Annotated in this window: 21 protein-coding genes; 8 read left to right on the forward strand and 13 right to left on the reverse strand. The window is 65.8% G+C overall.

The features are described 5' to 3' along the window. Window positions 1-70: 70 nt before the first annotated feature. The 5 genes from O3299_RS12435 (at window position 71) to O3299_RS12455 (ending at window position 6,915) form a co-directional block, all read left to right on the forward strand. Window positions 71-2,473, forward strand: a complete 2,403-nt coding sequence (locus O3299_RS12435; protein ID WP_305062424.1) for a sigma 54-interacting transcriptional regulator — start codon at window positions 71-73, stop codon at window positions 2,471-2,473. Next, window positions 2,448-3,668, forward strand: a complete 1,221-nt coding sequence (locus O3299_RS12440) for a DUF917 domain-containing protein (RefSeq protein WP_305062425.1) — start codon at window positions 2,448-2,450, stop codon at window positions 3,666-3,668. Before O3299_RS12435 ends, O3299_RS12440 begins: the two co-directional genes overlap by 26 nt. Further along, window positions 3,665-4,378 (forward strand): aspartate/glutamate racemase family protein, encoded by a 714-nt coding sequence (locus O3299_RS12445; protein ID WP_305062426.1) that lies wholly within the window; start codon window positions 3,665-3,667, stop codon window positions 4,376-4,378. Before O3299_RS12440 ends, O3299_RS12445 begins: the two co-directional genes overlap by 4 nt. 295 nt (window positions 4,379-4,673) lie before the next feature. After that, on the forward strand, window positions 4,674-6,584 hold the full coding sequence (locus O3299_RS12450; protein WP_305062427.1) for a S8 family serine peptidase: 1,911 nt from the start codon (window positions 4,674-4,676) through the stop codon (window positions 6,582-6,584). A gap of 154 nt (window positions 6,585-6,738) precedes the next feature. Beyond that, window positions 6,739-6,915, forward strand: a complete 177-nt coding sequence (locus O3299_RS12455) for a hypothetical protein (protein ID WP_251351391.1) — start codon at window positions 6,739-6,741, stop codon at window positions 6,913-6,915. A 208-nt stretch (window positions 6,916-7,123) separates the two neighbouring features. Here the strand turns inward: O3299_RS12455 and O3299_RS12460 are convergent, their stop codons facing one another. The 12 genes from O3299_RS12460 to O3299_RS12515 all read right to left on the reverse strand — a co-directional run bounded on the left by O3299_RS12460 (window position 7,124) and on the right by O3299_RS12515 (window position 19,995). Further along, window positions 7,124-8,266, reverse strand: coding sequence for a PA0069 family radical SAM protein (locus O3299_RS12460; RefSeq protein WP_305062969.1), 1,143 nt, complete (start codon window positions 8,264-8,266; stop codon window positions 7,124-7,126). A 128-nt stretch (window positions 8,267-8,394) separates the two neighbouring features. Further along, complete coding sequence (locus O3299_RS12465; RefSeq protein WP_305052737.1) at window positions 8,395-9,102, reverse strand: tRNA-uridine aminocarboxypropyltransferase; 708 nt, start codon at window positions 9,100-9,102, stop codon at window positions 8,395-8,397. Between the two features lie 86 nt (window positions 9,103-9,188). Continuing rightward, window positions 9,189-10,961: a methyl-accepting chemotaxis protein gene (locus O3299_RS12470; RefSeq protein ID WP_305062428.1), complete on the reverse strand. Its 1,773-nt coding sequence runs from the start codon at window positions 10,959-10,961 to the stop codon at window positions 9,189-9,191. A 264-nt stretch (window positions 10,962-11,225) separates the two neighbouring features. Continuing rightward, window positions 11,226-11,738: a lipocalin family protein gene (locus O3299_RS12475; protein ID WP_305052739.1), complete on the reverse strand. Its 513-nt coding sequence runs from the start codon at window positions 11,736-11,738 to the stop codon at window positions 11,226-11,228. A 34-nt stretch (window positions 11,739-11,772) separates the two neighbouring features. After that, complete coding sequence (locus O3299_RS12480; RefSeq protein ID WP_305052740.1) at window positions 11,773-12,573, reverse strand: ABC transporter substrate-binding protein; 801 nt, start codon at window positions 12,571-12,573, stop codon at window positions 11,773-11,775. 33 nt (window positions 12,574-12,606) lie between these two features. Further along, window positions 12,607-13,635: a type VI secretion system protein TssA gene (gene tssA / locus O3299_RS12485; protein ID WP_305062429.1), complete on the reverse strand. Its 1,029-nt coding sequence runs from the start codon at window positions 13,633-13,635 to the stop codon at window positions 12,607-12,609. A gap of 20 nt (window positions 13,636-13,655) precedes the next feature. Further along, on the reverse strand, window positions 13,656-16,298 hold the full coding sequence (gene tssH / locus O3299_RS12490; protein ID WP_305062430.1) for a type VI secretion system ATPase TssH: 2,643 nt from the start codon (window positions 16,296-16,298) through the stop codon (window positions 13,656-13,658). After that, entirely contained in the window at window positions 16,295-16,771 is a 477-nt protein-coding gene (tssE, locus tag O3299_RS12495) for a type VI secretion system baseplate subunit TssE (RefSeq protein WP_099667124.1), read from the reverse strand. Before tssE ends, tssH begins: the two co-directional genes overlap by 4 nt. Before the next feature lie 65 nt (window positions 16,772-16,836). Next, entirely contained in the window at window positions 16,837-17,328 is a 492-nt protein-coding gene (locus O3299_RS12500; RefSeq protein ID WP_034750126.1) for a type VI secretion system tube protein Hcp, read from the reverse strand. A 31-nt stretch (window positions 17,329-17,359) separates the two neighbouring features. Further along, a complete protein-coding gene (gene tssC / locus O3299_RS12505) occupies window positions 17,360-18,859 on the reverse strand; it encodes a type VI secretion system contractile sheath large subunit (protein ID WP_077407195.1) in 1,500 nt (499 codons plus the stop codon). Window position 18,860: 1 nt separating this feature from the next. Beyond that, the gene (tssB, locus tag O3299_RS12510; protein ID WP_077407198.1) at window positions 18,861-19,370 is read right to left on the reverse strand and encodes a type VI secretion system contractile sheath small subunit; all 510 of its coding nucleotides are present in this window, start codon (window positions 19,368-19,370) and stop codon (window positions 18,861-18,863) included. 37 nt (window positions 19,371-19,407) lie between these two features. After that, window positions 19,408-19,995, reverse strand: a complete 588-nt coding sequence (locus tag O3299_RS12515) for a hypothetical protein (RefSeq protein WP_305062431.1) — start codon at window positions 19,993-19,995, stop codon at window positions 19,408-19,410. A gap of 280 nt (window positions 19,996-20,275) precedes the next feature. Here O3299_RS12515 and tssJ point away from each other — a divergent pair, with 280 nt between their 5' ends. Genes tssJ through icmH form a run of 3 tightly spaced genes read left to right on the forward strand, consistent with a single transcriptional unit; the run spans window position 20,276 to window position 23,072 of the window. Continuing rightward, window positions 20,276-20,875, forward strand: coding sequence for a type VI secretion system lipoprotein TssJ (tssJ, locus tag O3299_RS12520; RefSeq protein WP_305062432.1), 600 nt, complete (start codon window positions 20,276-20,278; stop codon window positions 20,873-20,875). 47 nt (window positions 20,876-20,922) lie between these two features. Further along, window positions 20,923-22,293 (forward strand): type VI secretion system baseplate subunit TssK, encoded by a 1,371-nt coding sequence (tssK, locus tag O3299_RS12525; RefSeq protein ID WP_305062433.1) that lies wholly within the window; start codon window positions 20,923-20,925, stop codon window positions 22,291-22,293. Beyond that, on the forward strand, window positions 22,290-23,072 hold the full coding sequence (icmH, locus tag O3299_RS12530; RefSeq protein ID WP_305056234.1) for a type IVB secretion system protein IcmH/DotU: 783 nt from the start codon (window positions 22,290-22,292) through the stop codon (window positions 23,070-23,072). Before tssK ends, icmH begins: the two co-directional genes overlap by 4 nt. A gap of 141 nt (window positions 23,073-23,213) precedes the next feature. Here icmH and O3299_RS12535 read toward each other — a convergent pair whose 3' ends face one another. Beyond that, window positions 23,214-23,999, reverse strand: coding sequence for an OmpA family protein (locus tag O3299_RS12535; RefSeq protein WP_305062434.1), 786 nt, complete (start codon window positions 23,997-23,999; stop codon window positions 23,214-23,216). Between the last annotated feature and the right edge of the window lie 2 nt (window positions 24,000-24,001).

Raw genomic sequence — 24,001 nt, forward strand, 5'->3', positions numbered from 1 at the left:
GGAGGCAGCAGGGCAAAACAAAAATGATGGCCCTGCACGATCGGAGCGAATTCATCGGAGCGAGACGACCATGTCCGACAGGTCTATGCTGCAACAGCATGGCAGGCAGCCGCATTACGTTCTGCCCGGGACGGGCACCATTGCTCCTGTGCAAGCCCCCCTGCACCGCGCTGGCCTCGGGGGCGGGCTGAACGTCATTGGCAGCTCCCCCATCTTCCAGCGCCTGCTGCGCATGGTCGACGCCGTGGCGCCGACCCGCTGCACGGTGCTCATCAGCGGTCCCACCGGTTCCGGCAAGGAAATCATCGCCCAGCTCGTGCATCGGCAAAGCGGCGATCCCGGCGCGCCCTTTGTCGATCTCAACTGCGGCGCCCTGCCGGAACACCTGATCGATGCCGAACTCTTCGGCCATACCAAGGGGGCGTTTACGGGGGCGCTGAGCAGCCGCGCCGGTTTTTTCGCCCAGGCGGGACAAGGCACGCTGTTTCTCGATGAAATCGGCGAATTGCCGCTGGCGGTACAGAGCAAGCTGCTGCGCGTGCTCGAATCGCGCTGTTTCCGGCCGCTGGGCGGCGGCGATACCCAGCCGTTCAACGGCCGCATCGTGGCCGCCACCCATTGCGACCTGGCCGCGATGGTGCAGGCGGGCCGTTTCCGCGAAGACTTGTATTACCGGCTGGCGGTATTGAAACTCGACGTGCCGGGCCTGGACCAGCGCCGCGGCGACGTCGCCGCCCTCGCCGCGCACTTTGCCGGGCAGCAAAAGCGCCCCATCCGCTTTACCGCCACCGCCATGGAACGCCTGGGCCGGCATGCCTGGCCCGGGCATATCCGCGAACTGCGCAACCTGGTGGAACGGCTGTCGATACTGGCCGAATCTGCGCTGATCGACGCCCACAGCCTGGAAGCCTTCCTGTCGGCGGGCAGGCCGCAGGACGCCGATCACACGCTGCTGGCGGAAGCCCTCATGCGGCTGGACGGAGACGACAAGCTGGCGGCCGCCGAACAATTGCTGATCGACTATGCGATGCGCCTTGCCGATGGCAACAAGACGACCGCGGCCCGCCACCTGGGCATCAACCGCAAGGTCATCGAACGCCGCGTGCATGGCGACGAGGAGCGCAGCAATTTCGCCCGCGTCTGCCTGCTGGAGGGACGCGCGCTGATCGAGGCGGCCCGCTTCAAGGAGGCCATCGAAGTGTTGCGCCGCGGCCTCACCTTGCTGGCCGCCGATGCGCATCCCTGCACCGCGCGCCGCCTGAGCTGCGACCTGCACCGCTGGCTGGCGATTTCACACCGCGGCATCAGCGGCTGGCAAAGCACCGAAGCGCTCGCCTGCTACCAGCAGGCATTGCAGGAAGCGGCGGCGCTGGGCGACGAGGTGGAAATCACCGCCCTGCGGTTCGGCATCTGGAGTTCGCAACTGATGGCGCTGGACCTGGTGGCGGCGCGGGCAACGGCGCAAGACATGCTGCAGCGGGCGCAAGCGATAGGCGACACGGACTTGCTGTCGCAGGCCCACCTGGCCCTGGCCAACACGCTGTTCTGGCTCGGCGACTACCGCGAGACGCTGGCCTGCCTGGCGCGCGGACACCTGCTGTGCGGCGCGGCAGCGGCCGACACGGGCGGACAGGGCCTGGACATCGCCGCGCTGTCGACCACGTTCGAAGGCCTGTCCTGCTTCCAGAGCGGCGCCTTCCGCCGCGCGCGCGCGGTGATGGAACACCTGGCGTTGCGCGGCGGCGCCGACAACCCGCACCCCTTCCATCGCGCCATCGCGCTGCAAGGCGCCGCGTGGCTGGCCTGCATGTTCGAGGACTGGGTCCGGCTGGCAAGCCTGGCGGCGGACCTGCAAACCGTCGCCAGCGAATACGGCTATCAATTCTACCTGGGGGTGGGGCAGATATTCCATGCCTGCGCATTGGCAACAGGCAACATCCATGCGCAGACCGAACAGCGCATCGCCGACGGCTACCAGCACTACATGCTGTGCGAAGGCGGCATGCTCTTCCATTCATTCCAAGCCTGGAAGCGGGGCGAACTGCTGCTGTCGGCAGGCCAGCCATCGCAAGCCCGGCAACTGCTGCACGGCGCCATCGAACTGGCGCTGGAACATGGCGAACGGGCCTACCTGGTCGAATTGCTCGACATGCATGCCCGGACGTGGATCGCGGTGGGCGACCTGGACAACGCGGAACGCGAACTGGGCAGTGCGCTGTCGACCGCCAAGGCGCTGGGCGCCGCGGCCGGCAGCCTGCTGGTGGCGACCCGACTGGCGCAACTGCTGCTGCAGCGCGGCCGCCGGCACGAAGCACTCGATCACCTCACGCGCGCCTTGCGCGGCGTGGAACGCGACACGGCTTTTCCCCGGTTTGCCCAGGCGCTGCAGTTGCAGGCCGTCCTGGCGCAAACCATTTCCATGCCATGCCAACCTGAGGACCCGCAACATGAGCTATGTGCTGAACCACGATGACCTTGAATCGCTGTTGCTGGGCGCCTGCTTCTTCGGCAGCGGCGGCGGCGGCACGCTCGCTTCCGCGCGCAGCCTGCTGGCCCAGTTCCACGCCGGCGATTATTATCCGGACGCCCAGGTGCGCGTGGTCAGCGTCGACGAAGCCACCGCTGGCGAAACGGTCATGGTGGCTTACCTGGGTTCGCCCGTGGCGATCAATGGCGCCCATTTTCCGCAGGGTCCCGTCGACGCCGTGCTCGCCGTCAGGGAGCGCCTGGCGCTGGAAAATCGCACCTTGGCCTACCTGGCACCGCCCGAGAGCGGCGCGCTGGGGTTTCTCGTCGCCTGCCTGGTCGCCGCCCGCCTGGGCCTGGCCGTGATCGACGCCGACGGAGCCGGCCGCGCCGTTCCCTCGCTGCCCCAGCTGACGTATGCGGCCGCGCACGTCAATCCGCGCCCCGCCTTCCTCGTCAGCCAGACGGGGCTGCGCGTGGAACTCGACGTCCAGCCCAGCCAGGGCGTGAACGGCGCCCATGCCCACCAGCAAGACGTGGCAACGATCATCGACCAGATGATGCGCCCCATCGTCTCGCAGGCCGATTTCAAGCAGTTCGGCGGCCTGGCCATGTGGATCATGGCGCCGGCGGAGCTGGCCCGGGCGCTGCCCGTGCGTGGCACCCTGGGACGCGCGCTGCGCCTGGGCCGCGAACTGCAGGCAGGCCGCTTGCGCAGCGCGGAAGAACTGGTCGATTATCTTGCGCGGCAATGCGACATGCGCGCCTGGCCCCTGTTTCCACAGGGCACGTTCGTCGCCGCCGAAGTCGACTCGCGCAATGGCTTCGACCTGGGCAAGATCACCATCCGCGCGGGTGAACGGCTCTGCACGGTCCTGTACCAGAACGAATCGCTGCTGGCCTGGGACAGCAGCCGCAGCACGCCCCTCTGCATGGCGCCCGACACCATCAGTTACTTTGTCGAGGGCGATGGCCAGGCCGTGTATTCGAATGGCGACTTGCTGCTGCCGGACGGCACGCTCAACCCGGCCTTGATGCAGCGCAAGGTGACGCTGCTGGGCCTGCAAGCCCATCCGGCATTGCGGGAACGGGACGGCCTGATACTCGACAGCTTCATGCAATTGATCAACGCCATCGGCTACCTGGGACCCTACATGCCGCTCACTGGCAACGCCGGCGCAGCGGCAGGGAGCGCCGCATGAAGCCGCTGCGCATCTGCATCGTGGCGCCGGTGGCCACGTCCATCTACAACCAGCGCCTGCTCGACGCCATCGAGCCCGTGATGCCGCCCGATGTCGAAGTGTCCGTGCGCAATATTTCTACTGGGAACGACTGCATCGAATACCGCGTCGACTGGCTGCAAAACGGCTATCCGGTGGTGCAGCTGGCCAGGGAAGTCGAACGCGAAGGCTATGACGGCATCTGGCTCAGCGACTTCGACATGTGCGGCGTGGAAGCAGCGCGCGAAGTGATCGACATCCCCATCCTCGGCGGCTTCCCGCCCGCCGCCTTTACCGCGCTGGCCCTCAGCCAGCGCCTGTCGATCATGACGATACTGCCCAGCACGCTCGCCATGCAGCAGGGCCACATGCAGACCTACGGCTTGCAGGACAGCTTCGCCTCCATCCGCTCCATCGACTGTTCCGTCGCCGACCTCGGCCAGCTGGACACGGTGGTCGAAAAAACCTTCAAGGCCGCCATGCGGGCCGTGCAGGAAGACGGCGCCCAGTCCATCTTGCTGGGCTGCACAGGATTTGTCGGCGTCGCCGCGCGCGTCAGCGCGCTGCTGGAAGACGCGCTGCACACCTATGTGCCGGTCATCGATCCGAACCAGGCAGGCTTCAGCTTCCTGGTGTCCCTCGTGCGCATGCGCCTGCGGCCCAGCCGCGCCTGCTACAGCAAGGATAGCTGAACCGCCGCACGCGCCCGCGTCACGCCATGCCGTGTCCCGGGCGCTCCCTTCCCGTCCTTGCCGCCTGCCGTTTTCGTCCATCCCGCTCAACAAGAGTGGACGATATCCGCCAACATTATTGCAGCACGACAATGCAACTCCGCCCCATCCCTTGAAAATCAAGCACTTGGCCTTCTGGCACGCCCCTTGCTCAAGATCATGCTATCGGCGCTTGAGCAGCAGGCGCCGCAGCAGGCGGGCGGAGCACCTCAAGCGGTGCGCCGCCCGCCCTCCAGGACCCAGCAAGGAGCACCGCGTGCCGACGACCATGGAAGTATCCACCACCCACGACAGCCTGGCCAATCATGGCTTGCTGCACGGCCTGGCTGCCTTACAGGATGGCAACACCGGCTGTGCCGACATCTGCATCGCCGTGCTCGACGGTCCCGTCGATACCAGCCACCCTTGCTTTGCCGGCGCCAGGCTGCAACTGCTCGACACGCTCGCCACGGGTGCCAGCGGCCGCGGCCGGGCATCGCAACACGGCACCCATGTCGCCAGCATCATCTTTGGCCAGCCGGGCAGTCCCGTCACGGGCCTGGCCCCCCATTGTCGGGGCTTGATCCTGCCCATCTTTGCCGACCGCGCCGACGGCGCACTGACGCAATGCACGCAGCTCGACCTGGCCCGCGCCATCACCCAGGCCGTCGAGCACGGCGCGCACATCATCAATGTGAGCGGCGGCGAACTGTCCGACAGCGGCGCCGCCGACGGCCTGCTGCAAAAAGCCATACAGCTGTGCCATGAACGCAACGTCCTGCTGGTCGCCGCGGCAGGCAACGACGGCTGCGATTGCCTGCACATCCCCGCCTCCATCAAATACACGCTGGTCGTCGGCGCACTGGACCGGCAAGGCGCGCCCATGCCCAACAGCAACTGGGGCGAGGCCTATCGCGCGCGCGGCATCATGGCGCCCGGTACCGACATCCTCGGCGCCGCTCCCGCAGGGCGCGTGCGGCTCAGCAGCGGCACCAGCTTTGCCACCCCGATCGTCTCGGCCATCGCAGCCTTGCTGCTATGCCGGCAACACCAACATGGGGATCGTCCTGACCCTCGTGGAGTTTGCAGCGCATTGCTGCAAAGCGCAACGCGTTGCAACACCAATGGCGAGCTGGACTGTCGCCGCCTCCTGACTGGGACATTGAATGTGCCGGGCGCCACTCAACTATTATTAAAAGGGAAAATTGAAATGTCAGACGATACTGTGATTGAAGCGAGCCCAGCCAATGCCGACACTTCCGCGCAGGCGCATCCGCTCAGCATTCCCATGCTGGAAACCCCCTCCCTGGCCAACCTTGCGGGCCCTTCCGGCGCGACGCGGCAAGGCATCGCCGCTTCCGGCATCGATGCCTCCGATTGCGGCTGCGGCGGCAGCGCCAAGGGCCCGACCCTGGTGTATGCGCTGGGCAACCTGGGCGTCGACTTCGGCAGCGAAGCGCGCCGCGATTCCTTCGTCCAGGCCATGCCATCGGACAGGAACAATCCGAGCGATCCGCAGCAATTGATCGAATTCCTGCGCGCAAAGCCATATTTCCGCCAATCGCTGACCTGGACCGTCAACCTGGACGCCACGCCGATTTACGCGGTCGTCCCCGTCGGTCCGTATGCCGACATGACCTATGAACTGCTGTTCGAGGCCTATGTCGGCACCATCGATGGCCTGGTCGTCATGAATTCGTTTCCCGGCGTAATCTCGGGCGCCGCCAGGCTGATGTCCGGCCAGGTCGTTCCCGTGATCCAGCCGGCCATCCGGGGCATGTTCAGCTGGAATGTGCCGCAGCTGATCGACAGCCTGATGGCGGTGCAGGACAGCCTGGACATCAACAGCAGCAACACAGGCGCGCGCCTGGAAAACTTCCTGAACCGCATCTATTACGACTTCCGCAACCTGGGCGTCACGGGCATGGACCGTGCGCTCAACTTCTCGGCCACGAATGCCATGCAAGCGGCGGAAATGCTGGCCAAGACCACGGGCATGCAGCTCGATACCATCGTCGTGCAACAGAGTCCCGTGTGCCGCCCGGGCTCCGAGTGCTACGACATCATCATGACCTTCTTCAACCCGGAAAACCTGCAGGTAGCCAACACGGTCGCCCGCTTCGCCGTCGACGTCAGCGATGTGATACCGGTCAGCGTCGGCGCAGTGCGCTACTGGTCGCAACGCTGACGTCAACAGCATTTGAATTGTCGGGGCACGTGGGCGCAGCGATGCGTGCACGCGCTTCAGCATACGGTCGTTGGCGGGAAACGATCAGCACCGTACTTCGGTACGCACACCCATTGCCGTTGCCCGCGGCGGCGCCACCACAAGGAGTTTTAAAATGAACAATCTGCCATTGCAAGCCAAAGCCGTACAACGCAGCCCCAGCATCTCCGCCATCAGCCAGGGTGTCGCCCCTTCCAGCATTCCCTGCACCCTGTGCAAAGCGGCTTGCGGCGCCTTGAGCGGCACCGCACAGCAACTCTGCCTGATGGCTTGCAACGCCACCGTTTGCTGATCAAGCCAGCAAGATCGAGCCGTTCCGGCTAAGCCCGGCATGCCTGCGGGCGATGAGTTTCTCGTCGCCCGCTCCCCCTGCCGGCATCACCCACGACGGACGCAGGACGGCGATGCGACCCGCCACCAAGCCCGCCTGTTTCGCGCAGTACGCATGCCCTTGCGCGTGCCCTTGTCAACGCACAAGCCCGCGCCCCGTACTGCTTGCGCTAAAACAAATCCAGCTGCCCCGCATTACCTTTTTTTACTTTTGCCCCCAGCGGCGGCACCACCAACGGCCGGCGGAACTGCGTGCAATCGAGCTGCTTGAAGCGGCCGCCCTTGCCATGCAAACCCAGCCGGTGCACGGCTTTCTCGAAACGCTGGCGGATGAGGTCAGCCCACACGCCCTCGCCCCGCATGCGCGTACCGAACGCGCTGTCGTAATCCTTGCCGCCACGCATTTCGCGCACCCGGTTCATCACGCGCTGGGCCCGTTCCGGGAAGTGCGCTTCCAGCCATTGCTGGAACAGCGGGCTCACTTCCCACGGCAGGCGCAGCACCACGTAATGGGCGTGGATGGCGCCCGCGTCGCGCACGGCTTCGAGCAGCTGCTCGATTTCCGGTTCCGTCACGAACGGGATGATGGGCGCGATGCTCACGCCCACGGGGATGCCCGCCTCCGTCAGGGTGCGGATGGTGCGCAGCCGCCGCGCCGGAGCGGCCGCGCGCGGCTCCAGGGTGCGCGCGATGGCCGGGTCGAGCGTGGTGACAGTGACGGCCACGGCCGCCAGGCGCCTGGCCGCCATCGGCGCCAGAATGTCGATATCGCGCTCGATCAGCGACGATTTCGTGATCAGCGCCACGGGGTGGTCGCACTCGTGCAGCACTTCCAGCACGCGCCGCGTCAGTTGCCGTTCGCGCTCGCACGGCTGATACGCATCCGTGTTCACGCCCAGGGCGATCGGTTCGGGCACATAGGAGGGCTTGGCCAGTTCGCGGCGCAAGAGTTCGGGGGCGTTCACCTTGGCATAGATGCGGCTTTCGAAGTCCAGGCCCGGCGACAGGCCCAGATAGCTGTGCGTGGGGCGGGCAAAGCAATAAATGCAGCCGTGTTCGCAACCCCGATACGGATTCAAGGAAACATTGAACGGCAAGTCGGGCGAAGCGTTGCGCGTGAGAATGGTGCGCGCCTGCTCGTCGCTGACCTGCGTCTTCCAGGTGGGAGGCGCCGCCTCCCCGGCCGCCTCATCCAGGCCGCCCACGCCCCAGCCATCATCGAAACCGCCGCGCGCGTGCACCTCGTAGCGCCCTTGCAGGTTCGACACGGCGCCGCGGCCCTTGTGGGCTTTCAGCGATTGCGGCGGCAACATGGCTTGCCCGGCGAAGCTGTCATCGTGCTCTGGAATGATTGCTTTCATGAACGGCCCCATCAACTGTATATACGTACAGTATACTATGCCGCTGCGCGGGCAAGATCAAGGGCTGGCGTGATGCCGTTTCAAGCTTTTTCACCGTGCGGCATGACATAGCTCAACTGCTGTGCGACAAAGCCGTCAAATGCCGCGATCAGGGGAACGAAGCGGGCCGCGTCCTGCTCCAACTGCATCAGGGCATAGCACGTCGCTTCCAGGGTCGATAACTGGTCTGGCGCGTGCGCCTTGCGGATCAGGTAATGGGAAGCGGGCGTGTCGCGCAGGGGCAGGCGCGGCAGCTGTTGCAACGGGGGATTCAGATACAGCATCTTGCGGCTCTTGCGCCAGGTGGCGTCCAGCACCACCAGCCGCACGCGGGCAAGATCGAGCAAGCTGGCAGGGTCGAGCGCCGGCGGCGGGGCGATGCCCAGCGAACGGTCGCCGGGCGTCTCCGGGTACAGCAGCACATTGTGCTTGTCAGCCAGCAATTCGGCGAGCGTATCGGGGGCAAACTGCTCGCCCGTCAGCATGCGGCTGTTCGGCAGGCTCAAGTGCAGCAGGCGGGCACTGCCCTTGGCATTGTGCACTTCCAGCGGATGCTGCAGAATCAGCACTTCCACCGCGTGGGAAACGGGGGCGATCCAGCGGCAGATGCAGCTGGAGACGGCGCGCAGGCAGGCTGGGCAGCGCGCGCGTTTGGCCGGTTCAGCCAGGGAAGACGATGCAGCGCCAGGACTGGCGGGATGGCTGGCGGGATGATTTGAGCTAGGGCTGGAGGTACGGCGGGTGGTCATGGCGGAGCGCGTTCGCGGCTGTCTTCAAGCCGCGATTGTAGCGCCCGCGCCATGCCAAGGGGGAAACTGCGCTTAAGAATCCGTGCTTAAAACTCTTCCCATTCGTCGGCGCCGGAGGCCACCGGCGTCTTCGGCGTGCGTGCGCGCACCGCGTCCGCTTGCGCCACCTTGTCCGGCGAGGTCGCAGTCACGGTGGGTGCTGGCGCGCGGGATGCTGGCGCGCGTCGCATGGCGGGCTGCGTGGCGGGCCGCGTGGCAGCCGCTACTGGCGCAGGCGCCGTCACGGACGGGCTGCTACGGGCGGCAGCATATTGCTGCGTGGCATCGAGCTTGAACACGCCCACGACCTCGGCCAGCCTGGCCGCCTGTTCCTGCATGGATTCGGCCGCCGCGGCTGCTTCTTCCACCAGGGCCGCGTTTTGCTGCGTCACCTGGTCCATCTGGCCGATGGCCTGGTTGACTTGTTCGATGCCGGCGCGCTGTTCATCGCTGGCGTCGGTGATCTGGTTCATGATCTGCGTCACGTGGCTGATGCTTTGCACGATCTCGTCCATGGTGCGGCCCGCCTTGTCCACCAGTTGCGAACCGGCCTCGACCTTTTGCACGGAATCGTCGATCAAGCCCTTGATTTCCTTGGCTGCCGCGCTGGAACGCTGCGCCAGGTTGCGCACTTCGGAGGCCACGACGGCAAAGCCGCGGCCCTGTTCACCGGCCCTGGCCGCTTCCACGGCCGCGTTCAGGGCCAGGATATTCGTCTGGAAGGCGATGGCGTCGATGACGCTGATGATGTCGACAATCTTGCGCGAGGAATCGTTGATCGAGCCCATGGTGCTGACCACTTCCGACACCACCACGCCGCCCTTGCTGGCGATCTGCGAAGCGTCGATGGCCAGCTGGTTGGCGCTGCGCGCATTGTCCGCATTGAGTTTCACGGTGGAGGTCAGCTCTTCCATGGACGACGCCGTCTCTTCCAGCGAGCTGGCCTGCTCTTCCGTGCGTGACGACAAGTCCAGGTTGCCGGCGGCAATTTCGCTCGACGCCGTGCTGATCGATTCGGTACCGGCGCGCACCTGGCCCACGATACTCACCAGTTTATCGTTCATGTTTTTCAGCGCATGCATCAATTGCCCCGTCTCGTCGCGGCTTTCCACGACGATATGGCTGGTCAGGTCGCCAGCGGAAACGGCTTCCGCCACCTCGACGGCACGCGTGATGGGACGCGTGATCGAGCGCGTGATCCAGTAGGCGCAGGCGATACCCAGCAAGATGGCCACCACGCCCAGCGAGATCAGCAGCATGCGGCCATTTTCGTAGCGCGAACGGATTTGCGCGGCCGTTTCATCGAGCAATTTGGCTTCCAGCAATTCCAGCTTCTTCAGCGACGCCAGGTAGATGTCGCGCTTGACGGCCATGTCGCCTTCGTACAGGCGCTTGCCCAGTTCCAGGTCGCCCACATTCTTGGCCTTGAACACATTCTTGCGCACTTCCGTGTAGGCCTTGCGCGTGCTTAATACTTCCTGGTACAGCGCCTGCTCGTCCGTGTTCAGCTCGCTCTTGCCGATATCGTTCTGGATTTCCGTGGCGCGTGCAGACGAGACCGCCATTTCCTGTTCAAACTGCTTCTGGTGTTCGGGATCGCTGACTTTCCAGGCGGCCGCCGTGCGCGCCGCGTTGACCTCGATGACCTTGGTCCACTCGGCGATCAGGCGCTCATTGCGCACCTTGACGTTGACGAGCGCATCGGTTTCCTTGCTGGCGCTTTGCATCTGCACGATGCCCACCACGGTCAGGCTGGTCAACAGGAACAGGACGGCGGCAAAACCGCCACCGAGACGTACGCCGATTTTGAGGTTTTTCATTGCGTGATTCCTATCTGAAGAAAACGATGCACAGACGCCACGAAACCGACCTACTGCTACGTACCAATATAGCAGGCATCTGCCGTGCGGCAATCACGAGCGGTGGCGCAACGCGAACGTCGCCACCGGAATGGCAGCGCGCCGCAGCGCACTACTTTGGAGCAGATTGTGAGTGAATCAGAGTGGTATTGCAAGAAATAACATGCAGAAAAGCAACAACCAGAAGGCGCTATGCCGCCACGAACGGGCGGCAGGCAAGCAAGGTCAGTTTTGCTTCACATAGATCAATTTTGACGTGTCAAAACCCAGGCTGCCGGCTTTCTCGATCAGGCGCTGCTGCAGGGCAGGGTCCATGGTGGGCGTGCGCGACAACAGCCAGAAGTACGACTTGTCCGGGCCGCTGATCATGGAATAGCTGTAATTTTGCTGGTCGAGGTCGAAGACGATGTAGGAACCATAGAAGGGGCCGAAAAACGACACTTTCAGGTAGCCCACGTCTTTCTTGTCCACGAAATACGCCTTGCCTTCCGCTTCCTTCCACTTCGCATCCGCATCCTTGTAGCCGCGGTTGAGCACTTTCAGGCCGCCATCCTGGCGCAGGCTGTAATCGGCCGTCACCTGGCTCAGGCCCCGCTCGAACGAGTGGTCGAGGCGCGCGATCTCATACCATTTGCCCAGATAGCGGGTCGTGTCGAAGTGACCAACAGGCACAATATTGTCGGGGCGGCCCACGCAGCCGGCCAGCACGAGCACACTCAGAAACAACAATTTTTTCATGGTCTTCTCCATCGGGTGAATCAGGGTGGCAGCGTCAGGGTTGCAATGCGCGGTCGACGATGCGGCGGATCGCGCCGCTATTTTGCATGCGCACGATGGCCGCATTGAATTGTGCGATAAAGTCATCGCGATACGGGTAGGCGGCAGGCCGCTGCGCCGTAAAACCAAGGTGGCCTTGCTGGCTGGCCAGCTGCGCCGTTTCCTCGATTGCCTGCATCGGCGTGCCCGGCGGCCCTTCGCGCCGGATGCGCTGCAATTCCCACTGCGCCGACAGGCGGTCACTGACATAGCAATCGATGCGTCCGCGCATCAGCTTGAGCAAATTCGTGCGCGTGCCCTTGGCGGGGTCGAGCACGATTTTTTCAGCGCGCAGGGACGCCATCAACCCCGCGTCGCCCGGCAGGAAACCCGCGTTCACGCCGATGTGCAGGCCGCCGTAATCGGCGGGCCATTGCCGCAGCTTGCGCCTGGCCAGCACGTCCTGGTTGCACAGTACCACCAGCTGCTCCATCAGCAGCGGCACGGAATAGCGCACATACGGCCGCTCGCTGCGCCAGGAATACGGCGGATACAGGGCGAAGGCCTCGCCCGTCTGCAGCATCAGCAAGCCCCGTTTCCAGGGCACGGGACGCAGCTGCACCGCATACTGCGGCATCGATTGCGCCGCTTCGCGCACGATCTCCGTATAAATGCCTTTCAGCTGGCCGTTTTCAACGTAGGAGTACGGCGGATAGTCGTCGTCGCCGTAAATCACCAGCGGCACCGCAGTGCCGGCCCGCGCGCCGGCGGCGATGAACAGGCATAGCGCGGCAGGCAAGATGAGCATTCTGGACATGCCCGAAGAGTAGCATGGAAGGGGCCAGCGCCATCACCCGTTTGCACTGTTCGTGCCCAGCATGTCATCGAGCTGCGCCAGGGTATTGGCATCCTTCACGACGGCGCGCAGCCACAGGTGCAGCGGCAGCTCGCCCCAGCTGGCGGCCTTCTCGGCCAGGTAGGCGACAGGGCTGTGCGGCTCCGTGCGGCGGAAGAAATCGGCCACCTGGCGCAGCTGGGCCAGCGCCTGCTGGCGCTGCACGATTGCGCCGCCGTCGCCGGCGGCCTGGCCGGCTGCAGCCGGCGCGCCGATAAAATCCGCGCCAGGCGACAGCGGCGCGATGAAATGAATGGCGTTTTCCAGCGCTTCGCGCGCAGCGCGAAAACTCGGACCGTCGGCGCCGAAACGCGCATCGACGCTGCGCTCGAACGCCAGCAGCGACTGCATGCAGTACTGCGCATCGGCCAGCAAGCCGTCGGAAAAGGCGCGCGTGTTCCTTTGCCGCGCCGCCTCCATCTGCGCCAGGGTTGCCGCTTCGTCGTGGCGCGCGTCGCCCCAGCCCTGATCGGCCGCGCCCTGCGCTACGCTGGCGGCCGCGCGCTGGCGCGCCGCATCGAAATCCTGCAGCGCATACAGGCCGTCGGCGCCTTCGGTCAGCGGGATCTCGCGCAGCAGCTGCGGTGTGCGCGACAGCAGCCAGAAGACATTGCCGATGCGCTGTTCCTGGTCGCCCTCTTCCGCCGGCGGGTACAGGCCATCCCAGTAACGTTCGCACAGGCCGGCCAGCAGCGCGTAGCCATCGCCCAGGCCACGGAAATGGCGCGTCTTCGCGTGCGCCTCGGCCAGCCACACGGCCATGCGCAAATCCTTGCTGCGCGCCGCGATCAGCTGTTCGCAGCGCGTCGCCACGAAGGGCCAGTCGGCTTCCTTCAGCGCCGTCACCCACTCGCCCTGGTCCAGGCTCGGGTCGTCGTGCTGGCGCGCGCGCGCGATGGCGTCGAGCTCCTGGCTGAAGGTGAGGTCGTCGCCGCAGGGGCTGACGGCGCTGACGGGGTGCAGCAACTGCTCCAGATTGAACATGGCGCTCTCCGGAAGGTGGATTATCGGATCGTGTACTTGAACTGCCCCTGCTTGTTCGCGCTGACGCGTATCGACGCGACCGGCTCGCCTTCGGCCATGCGCGCCAGCACCGCTTCGGCGATCGCCGGCAGCAGGCTGCCATTGAGGATCTGGTCGACATTGCGCGCGCCCGAATCGACCTCGGTGCAGCGCGCCAGCACGGCGTCGACCAGGCCCGCGTCATGGCTGAACTGCGCCTGGTGGTTGCGCGCGATGCGCGCGCCGATGCGCGCCAGCTTCAGGGCGATGATCTCGGCCAGCACCGCGTCGTTCAGGGGATAGAAGGGCAGCACCTTCAGGCGCCCCAGCAAGGCCGGCTTGAAGTGCGCCACCAGCTGCGGTCGTACCAATTCTTCCAGCGCGGCCGGCGTGGGCAAGTCCTGTGACGCCCGGTTCAGGCAGGCGGCCATCATCGCGCCCGAACCCAGGTTCGAGGTGGCGATGATGATGGTGTTGCGAAAATCGACTTCGCGCCCTTCCGCATCATCGAGCACGCCCTTGTCGAACACCTGGAAGAACAATTCAAGCACGTCGGGATGGGCCTTTTCCGCTTCGTCGAGCAGCACCACGCTGTAGGGCTGGCGCCGCACGGCTTCCGTCAGCACGCCGCCTTCGCCATAGCCGACATAGCCGGGCGGCGAGCCTTTCAGGCCGGCCACGCTGTGCGCTTCCTGGTATTCGCTCATGTTGATGCTGATGAGCTTGCGCTCGCCGCCATACAGCAAGTCGGCCAGCGCCAGCGCCGTTTCCGTCTTGCCCGTGCCGGACGGCCCCGTGAACAGGAACACGGCTTGCGGCTTGTCCGGGTCGTCCAGGCTGGCGCGCGCCGTGCGTACGCGCTGCGCCACCGCCTCGATGACGTGGTCCTGTCCCAGCACCCGTTCGCGCAGCGCGCCGTCCAGGGTCAGCACCGTGCGGATTTCATCCTTGAGCATTTTCCCCAGCGGGATGCCGGTCCAGCCGGCGACGATGCCGGCCACCACCTGCGCATCGACTTCCAGCGGCGACAGCGGCGCGTCGCCCTGCAGGGCCGCCAGCTCGTCCTTCAGTGCCAGCAGGCGCGCCGCGCCGATCTCGCCCGGCCGCTCGCCGCGCAGCTGCGCGCGCAGCTCGCCGATCTGCGCCACCAGCGCCTTTTCGCGCTCCCAGCGCTGCGCCAGCGCCGCGACTGCCGCCTGCCCTTCGTCATGCTCGCGCCGCAGCTGCGCCAGGCGCGCGGCGCCGGCTTTGCCGGGCACTTCGCCATCGGCCGCCTCGCGGGCCAGGGCGGCGATTTCCGCACCGACGCGTTCCTGCCTCCGGTGCGCGTTTTCCAGCTGCGCCGGCGTGGCGCGCTGGCCCAGCGCCACCTTGGCGCACGCCGTATCGAGCACGCCGATGGCCTTGTCGGGCAGCTGGCGCCCGCTGATGTAGCGGTGCGACAGGCGCACCGCTTCGACGATGGCCGCGTCGCGCACGCGGATGCCGAAATGGCGCTCCATCAGCGGCGCCATGGCGCGCAGCATGGCGCAGGCGATGTCTTCGCTGGGCTCTTCCACCTTCACCACCTGGAAGCGCCGCGCCAGCGCCGCATCCTTTTCAAAATACTTCTTGTACTCGCTCCAGGTGGTGGCGGCGATGGTGCGCAGGGCGCCGCGCGCCAGCGCCGGCTTGAGCAGATTGGCCGCATCGTTCTGCCCGGCCTGGCCGCCGGCGCCGATCATCGTATGCGCCTCGTCAATGAAGAGGATGACCGGGTGCGGGCTTTTCGTCACCTCGTCGATGACATTCTTTAAACGGCTTTCGAATTCTCCCTTCACGCTGGCGCCGGCCTGCAGCAAGCCCATGTCGAGCGCGTGGATGCGCGCGCCCTGCAGCACCTCGGGCACGTCGCCGGCGGCGATGCGCAGGGCCAAGCCTTCCACCACGGCCGTCTTGCCCACGCCCGCCTCGCCCGTCAAAATAGGATTGTTCTGGCGCCGGCGCAGCAGGATGTCGACGGCCTGGCGTATCTCCGCCTCGCGGCCGATCACGGGATCGAGCTTGCCGTCGCGCGCCAGCTGCGTCAGGTCGGTGGTGAACTGGTCCAGCGCCGGGGTTTTGCTGGCCAGACTAACAACAGGATCGTCGCCGGTGGCGGAAAGCCGCGGCACTGGGGCGCTTTCCTCCTCGCCTGAGCCGGCCGTCAGCTTGTCCGGATGGTGCTTCAATTGCTCCACGCTGAAGCGGGCGAACAGCTTCGAACCGCGGTACGCGAGCTGCGACAGTTCCGGCTCCGTCAGCAGCGCCAACAGCAGATGGCGGCTGCGGATGGGGCCTGGCTGCGCCGTGTCCAGCGAGGCGATCAGCCAGGCGTGTTCGAACAGCAGCGGCAAGTGGGGCGAAAACACGGGCGTGCGCGCGCTGCCCGTGCGGAAGCCGCCGATCTCGCGGCGCAGGTCCGCCTCCAGCGCCGTCAGGCTGATCTCGCTGCGCCGCGCGATGGTGACGAAATCGCTGCGCTCCTGCTCCAGCAGCGCCAGGAACAGGTGTTCGATATCGACTTCATACTGGCCCAGTCCCACGCAGATGGCGGCGGCGCGGGTGGCGGCCGTGCGCGCCGTGTCATTCAGCTTGGCGATCAGTGTCTTGAGGTTATTGCTCATGCGGCGGCTCCCTTGCGGTTGATCGAATAGCGCAGCGACGACGGCTGCAGCACGGCGTCGAAATTGACCGTCTCGCCACCGGACCTCACGGCCAGGGTGCCGCTGATGACGAAGCCGACCCGGTTGATGGCGCCCGCTTCCCGTTCCAGGCGGGCGCGCACATTGCGCAGGCGCGGCTCGTGGCGTTCGATGGCGGCCTTCAGCGCGGCGCAGATGCGGGCGCGGTCATCGCTGCTGGACAAACACATGCCGGCGAAATCGATCAAGCCATAGTTGACGATGGAGGCCGCGCATTCCGGATAGGCGTCGAGCGCGCCGGGCGGCAGGGCCACGCGCGTATTGAGCAGCTCTTCCAGGTCGCGCGCCACCGCATCCTTCAATTGTTCCAGCGACAGGCGCGGCGCCACGCCGCCCGCCGCCGCGCCGCCGTCGCCCATCAGGCGGTCGAACAGGCCAGGTACATAACTGTCCATACGCTCTCCTGAAAAGTCGGCGCGGCGCGGGCGCAGGTGGCCGCCGCGCGCCGCGCGAGGATGGATCAGGCCACGCGGTTCGCGGCCAGGTCCCAGCCGCCCGAGGTATTGCCGCCGGCGCCGCCCGTCACTTTTTGCTGCGTGTATTTCCACTTCACCTTCGAGAACTTGAAGCCGACGTGTTCACCGAGGATGTCGCCCTCCTCCACGTTCGGCGTGACGGCGCCGATCAGCACATTCTCGATTTCGATTTCAAAGTACTTGACGCGCTCGCCCTGGCCGTCGGCGCGCATGAATTCGAAGCGCGCCTTGGGGATGGTCTTGCCGGCCGAGCAGGTCTGCAGCAGCACCGGCGAGGCCAGGTCGGCCAGCTTGGAAATGACGATGTCCTTGTGCTCGCAGCGTTCGGCCGTGTGGCCGCCGCCCGTCGACGCGGTGGCGGACTTCGGCTGCTCGACGCTCCAGCTGACCGATTTGCACTCGATCCAGTCCTTGTGCTTGTCATCCGTGGACTCGCCCTTGATGCCGTCTATCTGCAGATATACATCGATTGCCATGGTGTGCTCCTGTGGTTGAAAGAGAGGTGGATCAGGAATTGGTCGACTTCGGCAACTCCGCGACCAGTCGGAGCGAAACGGATAATTCATCAAGCTGGAAGTGCGGCCGCAGGAACGACACGGCGCGGTACACGCCGGGCCGGCCCGGCACTTCATGCACCTGCACGGACGCTTCGCGCAGGGGGAACTGCGCCTTCTGTTCCTGGCTGGCGTTATCGTCGAGCAGCACGTACTGCATCAGCCAGCGGTTCAAAAAATCCTCCACGTTGGAGGCGGCGGCAAAGCTGCCGATCTTGTCGCGCATCATGGCCTTCATGTAATGGGCGATGCGCGAGACGGCAAAGATGTACTGCAGCTGCGACGACAGCACCGCGTTCGCATTGGCCGCGTCGCTGTTGTACTTGCGGCTTTTCTGCGCCGACTGCGCGCCGAAGAACGCCGCGTACGCCGTGTTCTTGCAGTGCACCAGCGAGATGAAACCCAGGTCGCTCAATTCCTTTTCGCGGCGGTCGGTGATCGCCACTTCGGCCGGGCATTTCAGGGCCACATCGCCCTCGTCCGTCTTGAAGGTGTGGGTCGGCAGGTCGTCCACCAGGCCGCCGCCCTCCACGCCGCGGATGGCGGCGCACCAGCCGTAGTCGGCAAAGGCGCGCGTCAGCTTGCAGCCGAACGCATACGCGGCGTTACACCACAGGTATTTGTGATGGTCGCTGCCGTCGACTTCCTCGACAAAATTGAAACCTTCCACCGTGGTGCCGTCGACGGGATTGAACGGCAGGCGGCCCAGGAAGCGGGGCAAGGTCAGGCCCACATAGCGCGCATCCTCGGATTCGCGGAAGGCTTTCCATTTCGCGTACTCGATGGTGTCGAACACCTTGGCCAGGTCACGCGGCTTGCCCAGGTCGCCGTAGCTTTCCAGGCCAAACAGTTCCGGCGCGGCCGAAGCGATGAACGGCGCATGCGCGGCGGCGGCGATGTGCGACATCTGCTCGACGAAATACATGTCTTCCGGCTGGCGCGAGATGGCGAAGTCGCCCAGCAGCGCGGCGAACGGCGCGCCGCCGAAGGTGCCGAATTCCTCTTCGTAGACCTTCTTGAACATGCTGCTCTGGTCGAACTCCAGCGCGGCCTGGAAATCCTTCACCAGTTCGCGCTTGGTGGCGTTGAACATGCGGATCTGCAGGCGCGTGCCCGTATCGGAATTGCCGACCAGGTAGCGCAGTCCCGTCCAGCTTTGTTCGAGCTGCTGGAACGGCGCCGCGTGCATGATTTCGCTGAGCTGGGCGGAAATCAGGCGGTCGATTTCCGCCACGCGCGCATCCAGCGTGGCCGACAGGCTGCTGGACATCAGCACCGTGCCGTCGAGCACCTGCGCCACCAGTTCCGAGATCAGGTCGCGCGCGCGCGCATGTTCGGCGCCGGACTTGGCGACGCGGCTTTGCTCGACGATCTGGTCCAGCAAGTCGGTGGCGGCCGGCGCATCGGGTGCGGATACAGCGAGGGATTCTGGGGCTTCTGCCTGGGCGCTCATCTCAATCCTCCTGCGCTGGGAACTGCGGTTTCAGGGTGGCCAGGCTGTCCGTGTTGTTCAGCACTTCCGTCAGCAAGTCTTCCAGCTTGTCGTTGCCGGCCAGCTTGTTGCGCAAGTCGGCCAGCTTGGTGCGCGCCTCGAGCAGCTTGCGCAAGGGATCGACCTGGCGCACCACCGATTCCGGGCGGAAGTCGTCCATCGAGCGGAAGTGCAGATCGACGGCAAACGTGCCGCCCGCCTCGCCTAGGCGGTTCGGCACGGCGAAACGGGCCACCGGCTCCACGCCGGCCAGCACTTCGTCGAAGTTGTCGCGGTCGATGGCGACGAACTTGCGGTCCTTCAGGCGTTTTTTTTCGCTGTCCGGATTGCCGCCAAAGTCGCCCAGCACGCCGACCACGAAGGGCAGCTCCTTGTTTTCAATCGCGTCGCCGATTTCGACGTCGTAGGTCATTTGCACGCGCGGCGCGCGTATCTTTTGCAGGCGTTTTTGCACGCTGTCGGACTTGGGCATGTCGCTTCCTTTGCAAGGGGATGGTGGGGATGCCGGCTTATTTCAGGCCGCTGAACGGGTCGGCCGCGCTGCCTTGCGCCGCGCCCTTCGCCGCCGGCGTGCCGGAACCGGCGGCGCGCTTGCCGGCCGCCGGCGGACGCTTGGCCGGCGGCACCAGCACGTCTTCGCCGATGCTCGCGCGCAGCAGCTTGGCCAGGTCCTGCGCTTCCGAACGCAGCGAGCCGTTCAGATTGTTTTGCCGCGACAGGTCGGCCAGCGCCTTGCCGGACAGGCGCAAGCCGCTGACGGCGACGATGCTGTTGGCGACCTTGTCGTCCGGGTCGCGCTCCAGCGCTTCGAGCGCATGGCCGATGGCGTCGCCGTACTGGCCGCGGTCGAACTTCATCTGCGCCATTTGCAGCCACGGCGCCTTGTCGGCGGGGTAGCTGCTGCTGCCGCCCTTGAGCAGGATCATGGCCCGTTCGTACTGGCCGGCGCGCGCCGCCGCATCGGCGTCGCTCATCACTTGCGCCAGGGTCGGCGCGGCAGGTTTCTTCGGCGCCGGCTGGTCCGGCGAGGCGCAGGCGGCCAGCAGCAAGGCGCTGGCGAGGCAGGCAATACGGGGCAACACGGTGGCTGGCTTCATCGGGGCATTCCTTCACGTGGAGGACGCTACCGCTGGGAAAGATGGGCGGCGCCTTGGTGGAGGCCATTATTGATCGCCAATTTTTTTGCCAGATTGAGATTAATCAGCAAAGAAGAAGTTCCACATCACAGCCGCGTACAGCGACATGAAACCTGATCTGGCGCAGTAATTGTCTTGATCGCTGACTGATTTTGCGCCAACGCAAGTAGGTCGCCCCTGCATGCGTTTAAATGACTGCAGCACTTTCATTTCCACGCACCATTTTTTGCAAAGAGCAGCCATGCCATTTGACGCCCCGCTCCGCCGCCTGGCCCGCACCGCCGCGCTACTGCTGCTGGCGTTGCCGCTGGCCGGCTGCGCGGGCGGCGCCATCGGCACCCTGGCCAACGCGGCGCTGCAGATGGCCGGCGCGGCCAAGCCGCCGCCCGAACTGCCCGACGCGCAAAAGCCGCCGCGCAATGTCAGCATCCGCCTGCATGCGGCGCAGCGCCTCAACACGGATGCCGACGGCCGGCCGCTGGCGCTGGTGGCGCGCATCTACAAGCTGCGCCAGAGCGCCGCCTTCGAGCAGGCGCCGTACGACAGCTTCCTCGACACGCAGCGCGAAAAGACGGCGCTGGGCGCCGACCTGATGGAAGTGAAGGGAGTGCTGCTGGTGCCGGGCCAGCGCTACGAGGTGCAGGAAAAAGTCAGCAAGGAAGCGTATTTCATCGGCGTCGTGGCCCTGTTCCGCGCGCCTGCGGCGCAGCGCTGGCGCGCCACCTTTGCCGCCGCCGACGCGGAACGCGGCGGCATCACCGTCGGCCTGCACGCCTGCGCGCTCAGCGTGGCCGGCATGGACGGCGGCATGGCGCCGCTGTCCACCCTGCGCTGCCGCTAACGCAGCAGCGGCGGCAGCGGCACGCCACACATTCAAGGAGAAACGCAATGGGCATGGCAGCGAAAGTCTTGTGGGGAGAGGGCCTGTTCCTGCGGCCGCAGCATTTCCAGCGCCAGGATCAATATCACGAAGCGCGCCTGCATCACACGGCCAGCGCGCTGCATCCCTACCTGTGGGGCGTGGCGCACATGGAATGGGACCTGGCGGCGCTGAAGACGGGCACCTTGCGCCTGCAAGCCCTGTCGGCGATCTTCCGCGACGGCGAAGTGTTCGAGGCGCTGGGCGACGGCGCAACGGGCAGCGATACCCTGCCCCCGCCGGTGGACCTGGAAGCGCTGCCGCCGGCGGTGCAGGAAGTGACGTATTACGCGGCGCTGCCCATCCTGAACGGCGAAGGCATGAATTACACGGCGCAGGCGTCAACGGCGGGCACGCCGGCGGCCACGCGCTTTGCGCACACGCTGCGCGCCACGCCCGACCTGTTCACGGAGTCCGCCGTGGCCGACGTGGCTTACCTGAAGAAGAGCGTGCGCCTGATTCCCGACAGCGAGGCGCGCGGCTCCTACGACTGCCTGCCGCTGATCGCCCTGCGGCGCACGGTGTCGGGCGGCTTCGAGCCAGTGCCCTCGTTCATGGCGCCCAGCCTGGCGATCGCCGGCGCGCCGCGCCTGCAGGGCGTGCTGGAACACCTGCTCGACGCCTTGCAGGCGAAGGTGAGCGCGCTGCACGGCCACCACCGGGAACCGAGCCGCAACGTGATCGAATTCCGCTCCGGCGACGTGTCCTCGTTCTGGCTGCTGCACACGGTCAGCACGGCCGCCGCCGCGCTGATGCATTACGTGCGCCATCCGGCCCTGCATCCGGAGCGCCTGTACGAAGCGCTGCTGGGCCTGGCGGGCGGCCTGCTCAGCTACTCCAAGCATTACACCCTGGCCAGCCTGCCCACCTACGACCACGCGCAGCCGGGCGCCTGCTTCGACGCCATCGACGGCATCATCCGCGAACTGCTCGACACCGTCATCTCGTCGAAGTATTTTTCCATCGCCCTGCTGGAAGAACAGCCGTCGTACTACCTGGGCAAGCTCGATTCGGGCAAGATCGACCAGCACACCACCTTGTACCTGGCGATCCGCGCCGCCATGCCGGCCATCGAACTGGTCGACGTGGTGCCGCTGCGCGTGAAGGTGGGCGCGCCCGACGACGTGGAAAAATGCGTGCTCACGGCCATGCCCGGCCTGAAATTGTCGCATGCGCCGCAAGTGCCGGCGGCCATCCCCGTGCGGCCCGACACCTATTATTTTGCGATTGAAAACCGCGGCGCGCTGTACGAGCAGATGCTCAAGGCGCAATCGATTTCCGTGTACGTGCCGGCCGGCATACGCGACCTGCAGCTGGAACTGATCGCGGTGACGGCATGAGCCAGCTCATCGAACGGCGCGCGGCGCCTTCCCTGCTGGGACCACGCGGCCCCGCCCCTGCCGGCGCCCGGCATGCCGGCAGCGCCCTGCTGGACCTGATGCATGAAGGCTTTTACATGCTGTTCATGCTGAAGCACGGTTCGGCGCCCGGCGACGAGCAAGGCTTCATGGACCGCATCACGGCCTTCCTCGACGACTTCGAACGCGAGGCGAAAAAGATCCGCGCCGACGGCGACGATATCGAGGCGGCCAAATATGCATTCTGCGCGGCCGTCGATGAAATCATCCTGGCCTCGCCCTTCACGCTGCGCAAGCAGTGGGAGCGGCGCCCGCTGCAGCTGCTGATCTTCGGTGACCAGCTGGCCGGCGAACATTTTTTCGACCGCCTCGACGCCCTGCGCGGCAAGGGCGCCATGCGCGTGCAGGCGCTGCAGGTCTTCCATATGTGCCTGTTGCTGGGATTCCAGGGCAAGTATGCGATCGACGGCGGCGAAAAACTCAGCTACCTGACGGCGCGCCTGGGCGATGAAATCGCCCACATCAAGGGCAAGAGCCGCGGCTTCGCGCCGCGCGCGGAACGCCCCGACCAGGTGGTCAACAAACGCGGCAGCGACGTGCCGCTGTGGGTGCTGTCGAGCTTTTTCGCCCTGCTGGCCATCTGCGCCTACCTGGGCCTGAAAACGCATCTGACGCGCGGCACGCAAACAACCCTGGCCGCGTATGCGGACCTGGTCAAGCTGGCGCCGCGCCCGGCGCACCTCACGATCACACTGCCCTGAACACCTCACAGAACCTACTGCGCGTCGAGATTTGCGGCCTGCGATGCTCAATGACTCGGCGTCCCCGTGCATTCGCACACCTGCGCTTCTCGGCCACAACTCTCATCCGCTCGCTACGGTTCTGTGAGGCGTCAAGCCAATCTATTGCGCAATACGGAACTCGATGCGCCGGTTTCTCGCCCGGCCGTCGGCCGTGGCGTTGCTGGCCACGGGGCGGTCCGGCCCCTGGCCCGACACCAGCACCGTATCGGCGACGACGCCCTTGCTGGCCAGGTAGGCGCGCACGGCTTCGGCGCGCGCCTGGCTCAGGGCCACATTGCTGGCGCGCAGGCCCGTGTCGTCCGTGTGGCCGATCACCTCCACCTTGCGGCCCCGCAGCCTGAGCATGGCGGCCGCCATCTCGTCGAGGATGGCCAGGCCGGCCGGCGTGATGGACGCCTTGCCGCTGTCGAATTCGATGATGCGCCTGTCCAGCGCCGCATCGAGCAAGCCTTGCTCGGCCTCGGCCGCCTTGACCCGCAAGCCATTGTTGACGATGTAGGTGGGATTGAGGCTGGTGGCGATGTCGCTGGCGATCTGCTGGCGCTGCGCCTCGTTCGCCACTTCGCCGCGCACGCTGACGTTGTTGCCGTCGATGCTGATCTGCCCCCGTGAAATGAGCTTCAGGTTCGGCGCGATCAGCTTTTGCACGTAGCCGTTCCAGTTGGCCGGCACGGCCACGTTGCCGATGGCGATCTGGTCGACCACGCGCTCGGCGCCATACAGTTCGCGCAGGCGGGCCAGCACGGCCGCCTTGCCCGCCTCGTCGGCCAGGGTGCCCGTGACGAGGATCTGCCCCGGCATCGGCGTCTGGGGCGCCTGCGCCTGGGCGTGGCAAGGGGGGGCGGCGAGCAGCAGCGGCAGCAGGAAAATGACGGGAGATTTCATCG

Origin of the sequence: Janthinobacterium sp. SUN176 (assembly GCF_030587335.1) — a bacterium.
Taxonomy (GTDB): Bacteria; Pseudomonadota; Gammaproteobacteria; order Burkholderiales; family Burkholderiaceae_D; genus Janthinobacterium; species Janthinobacterium kumbetense.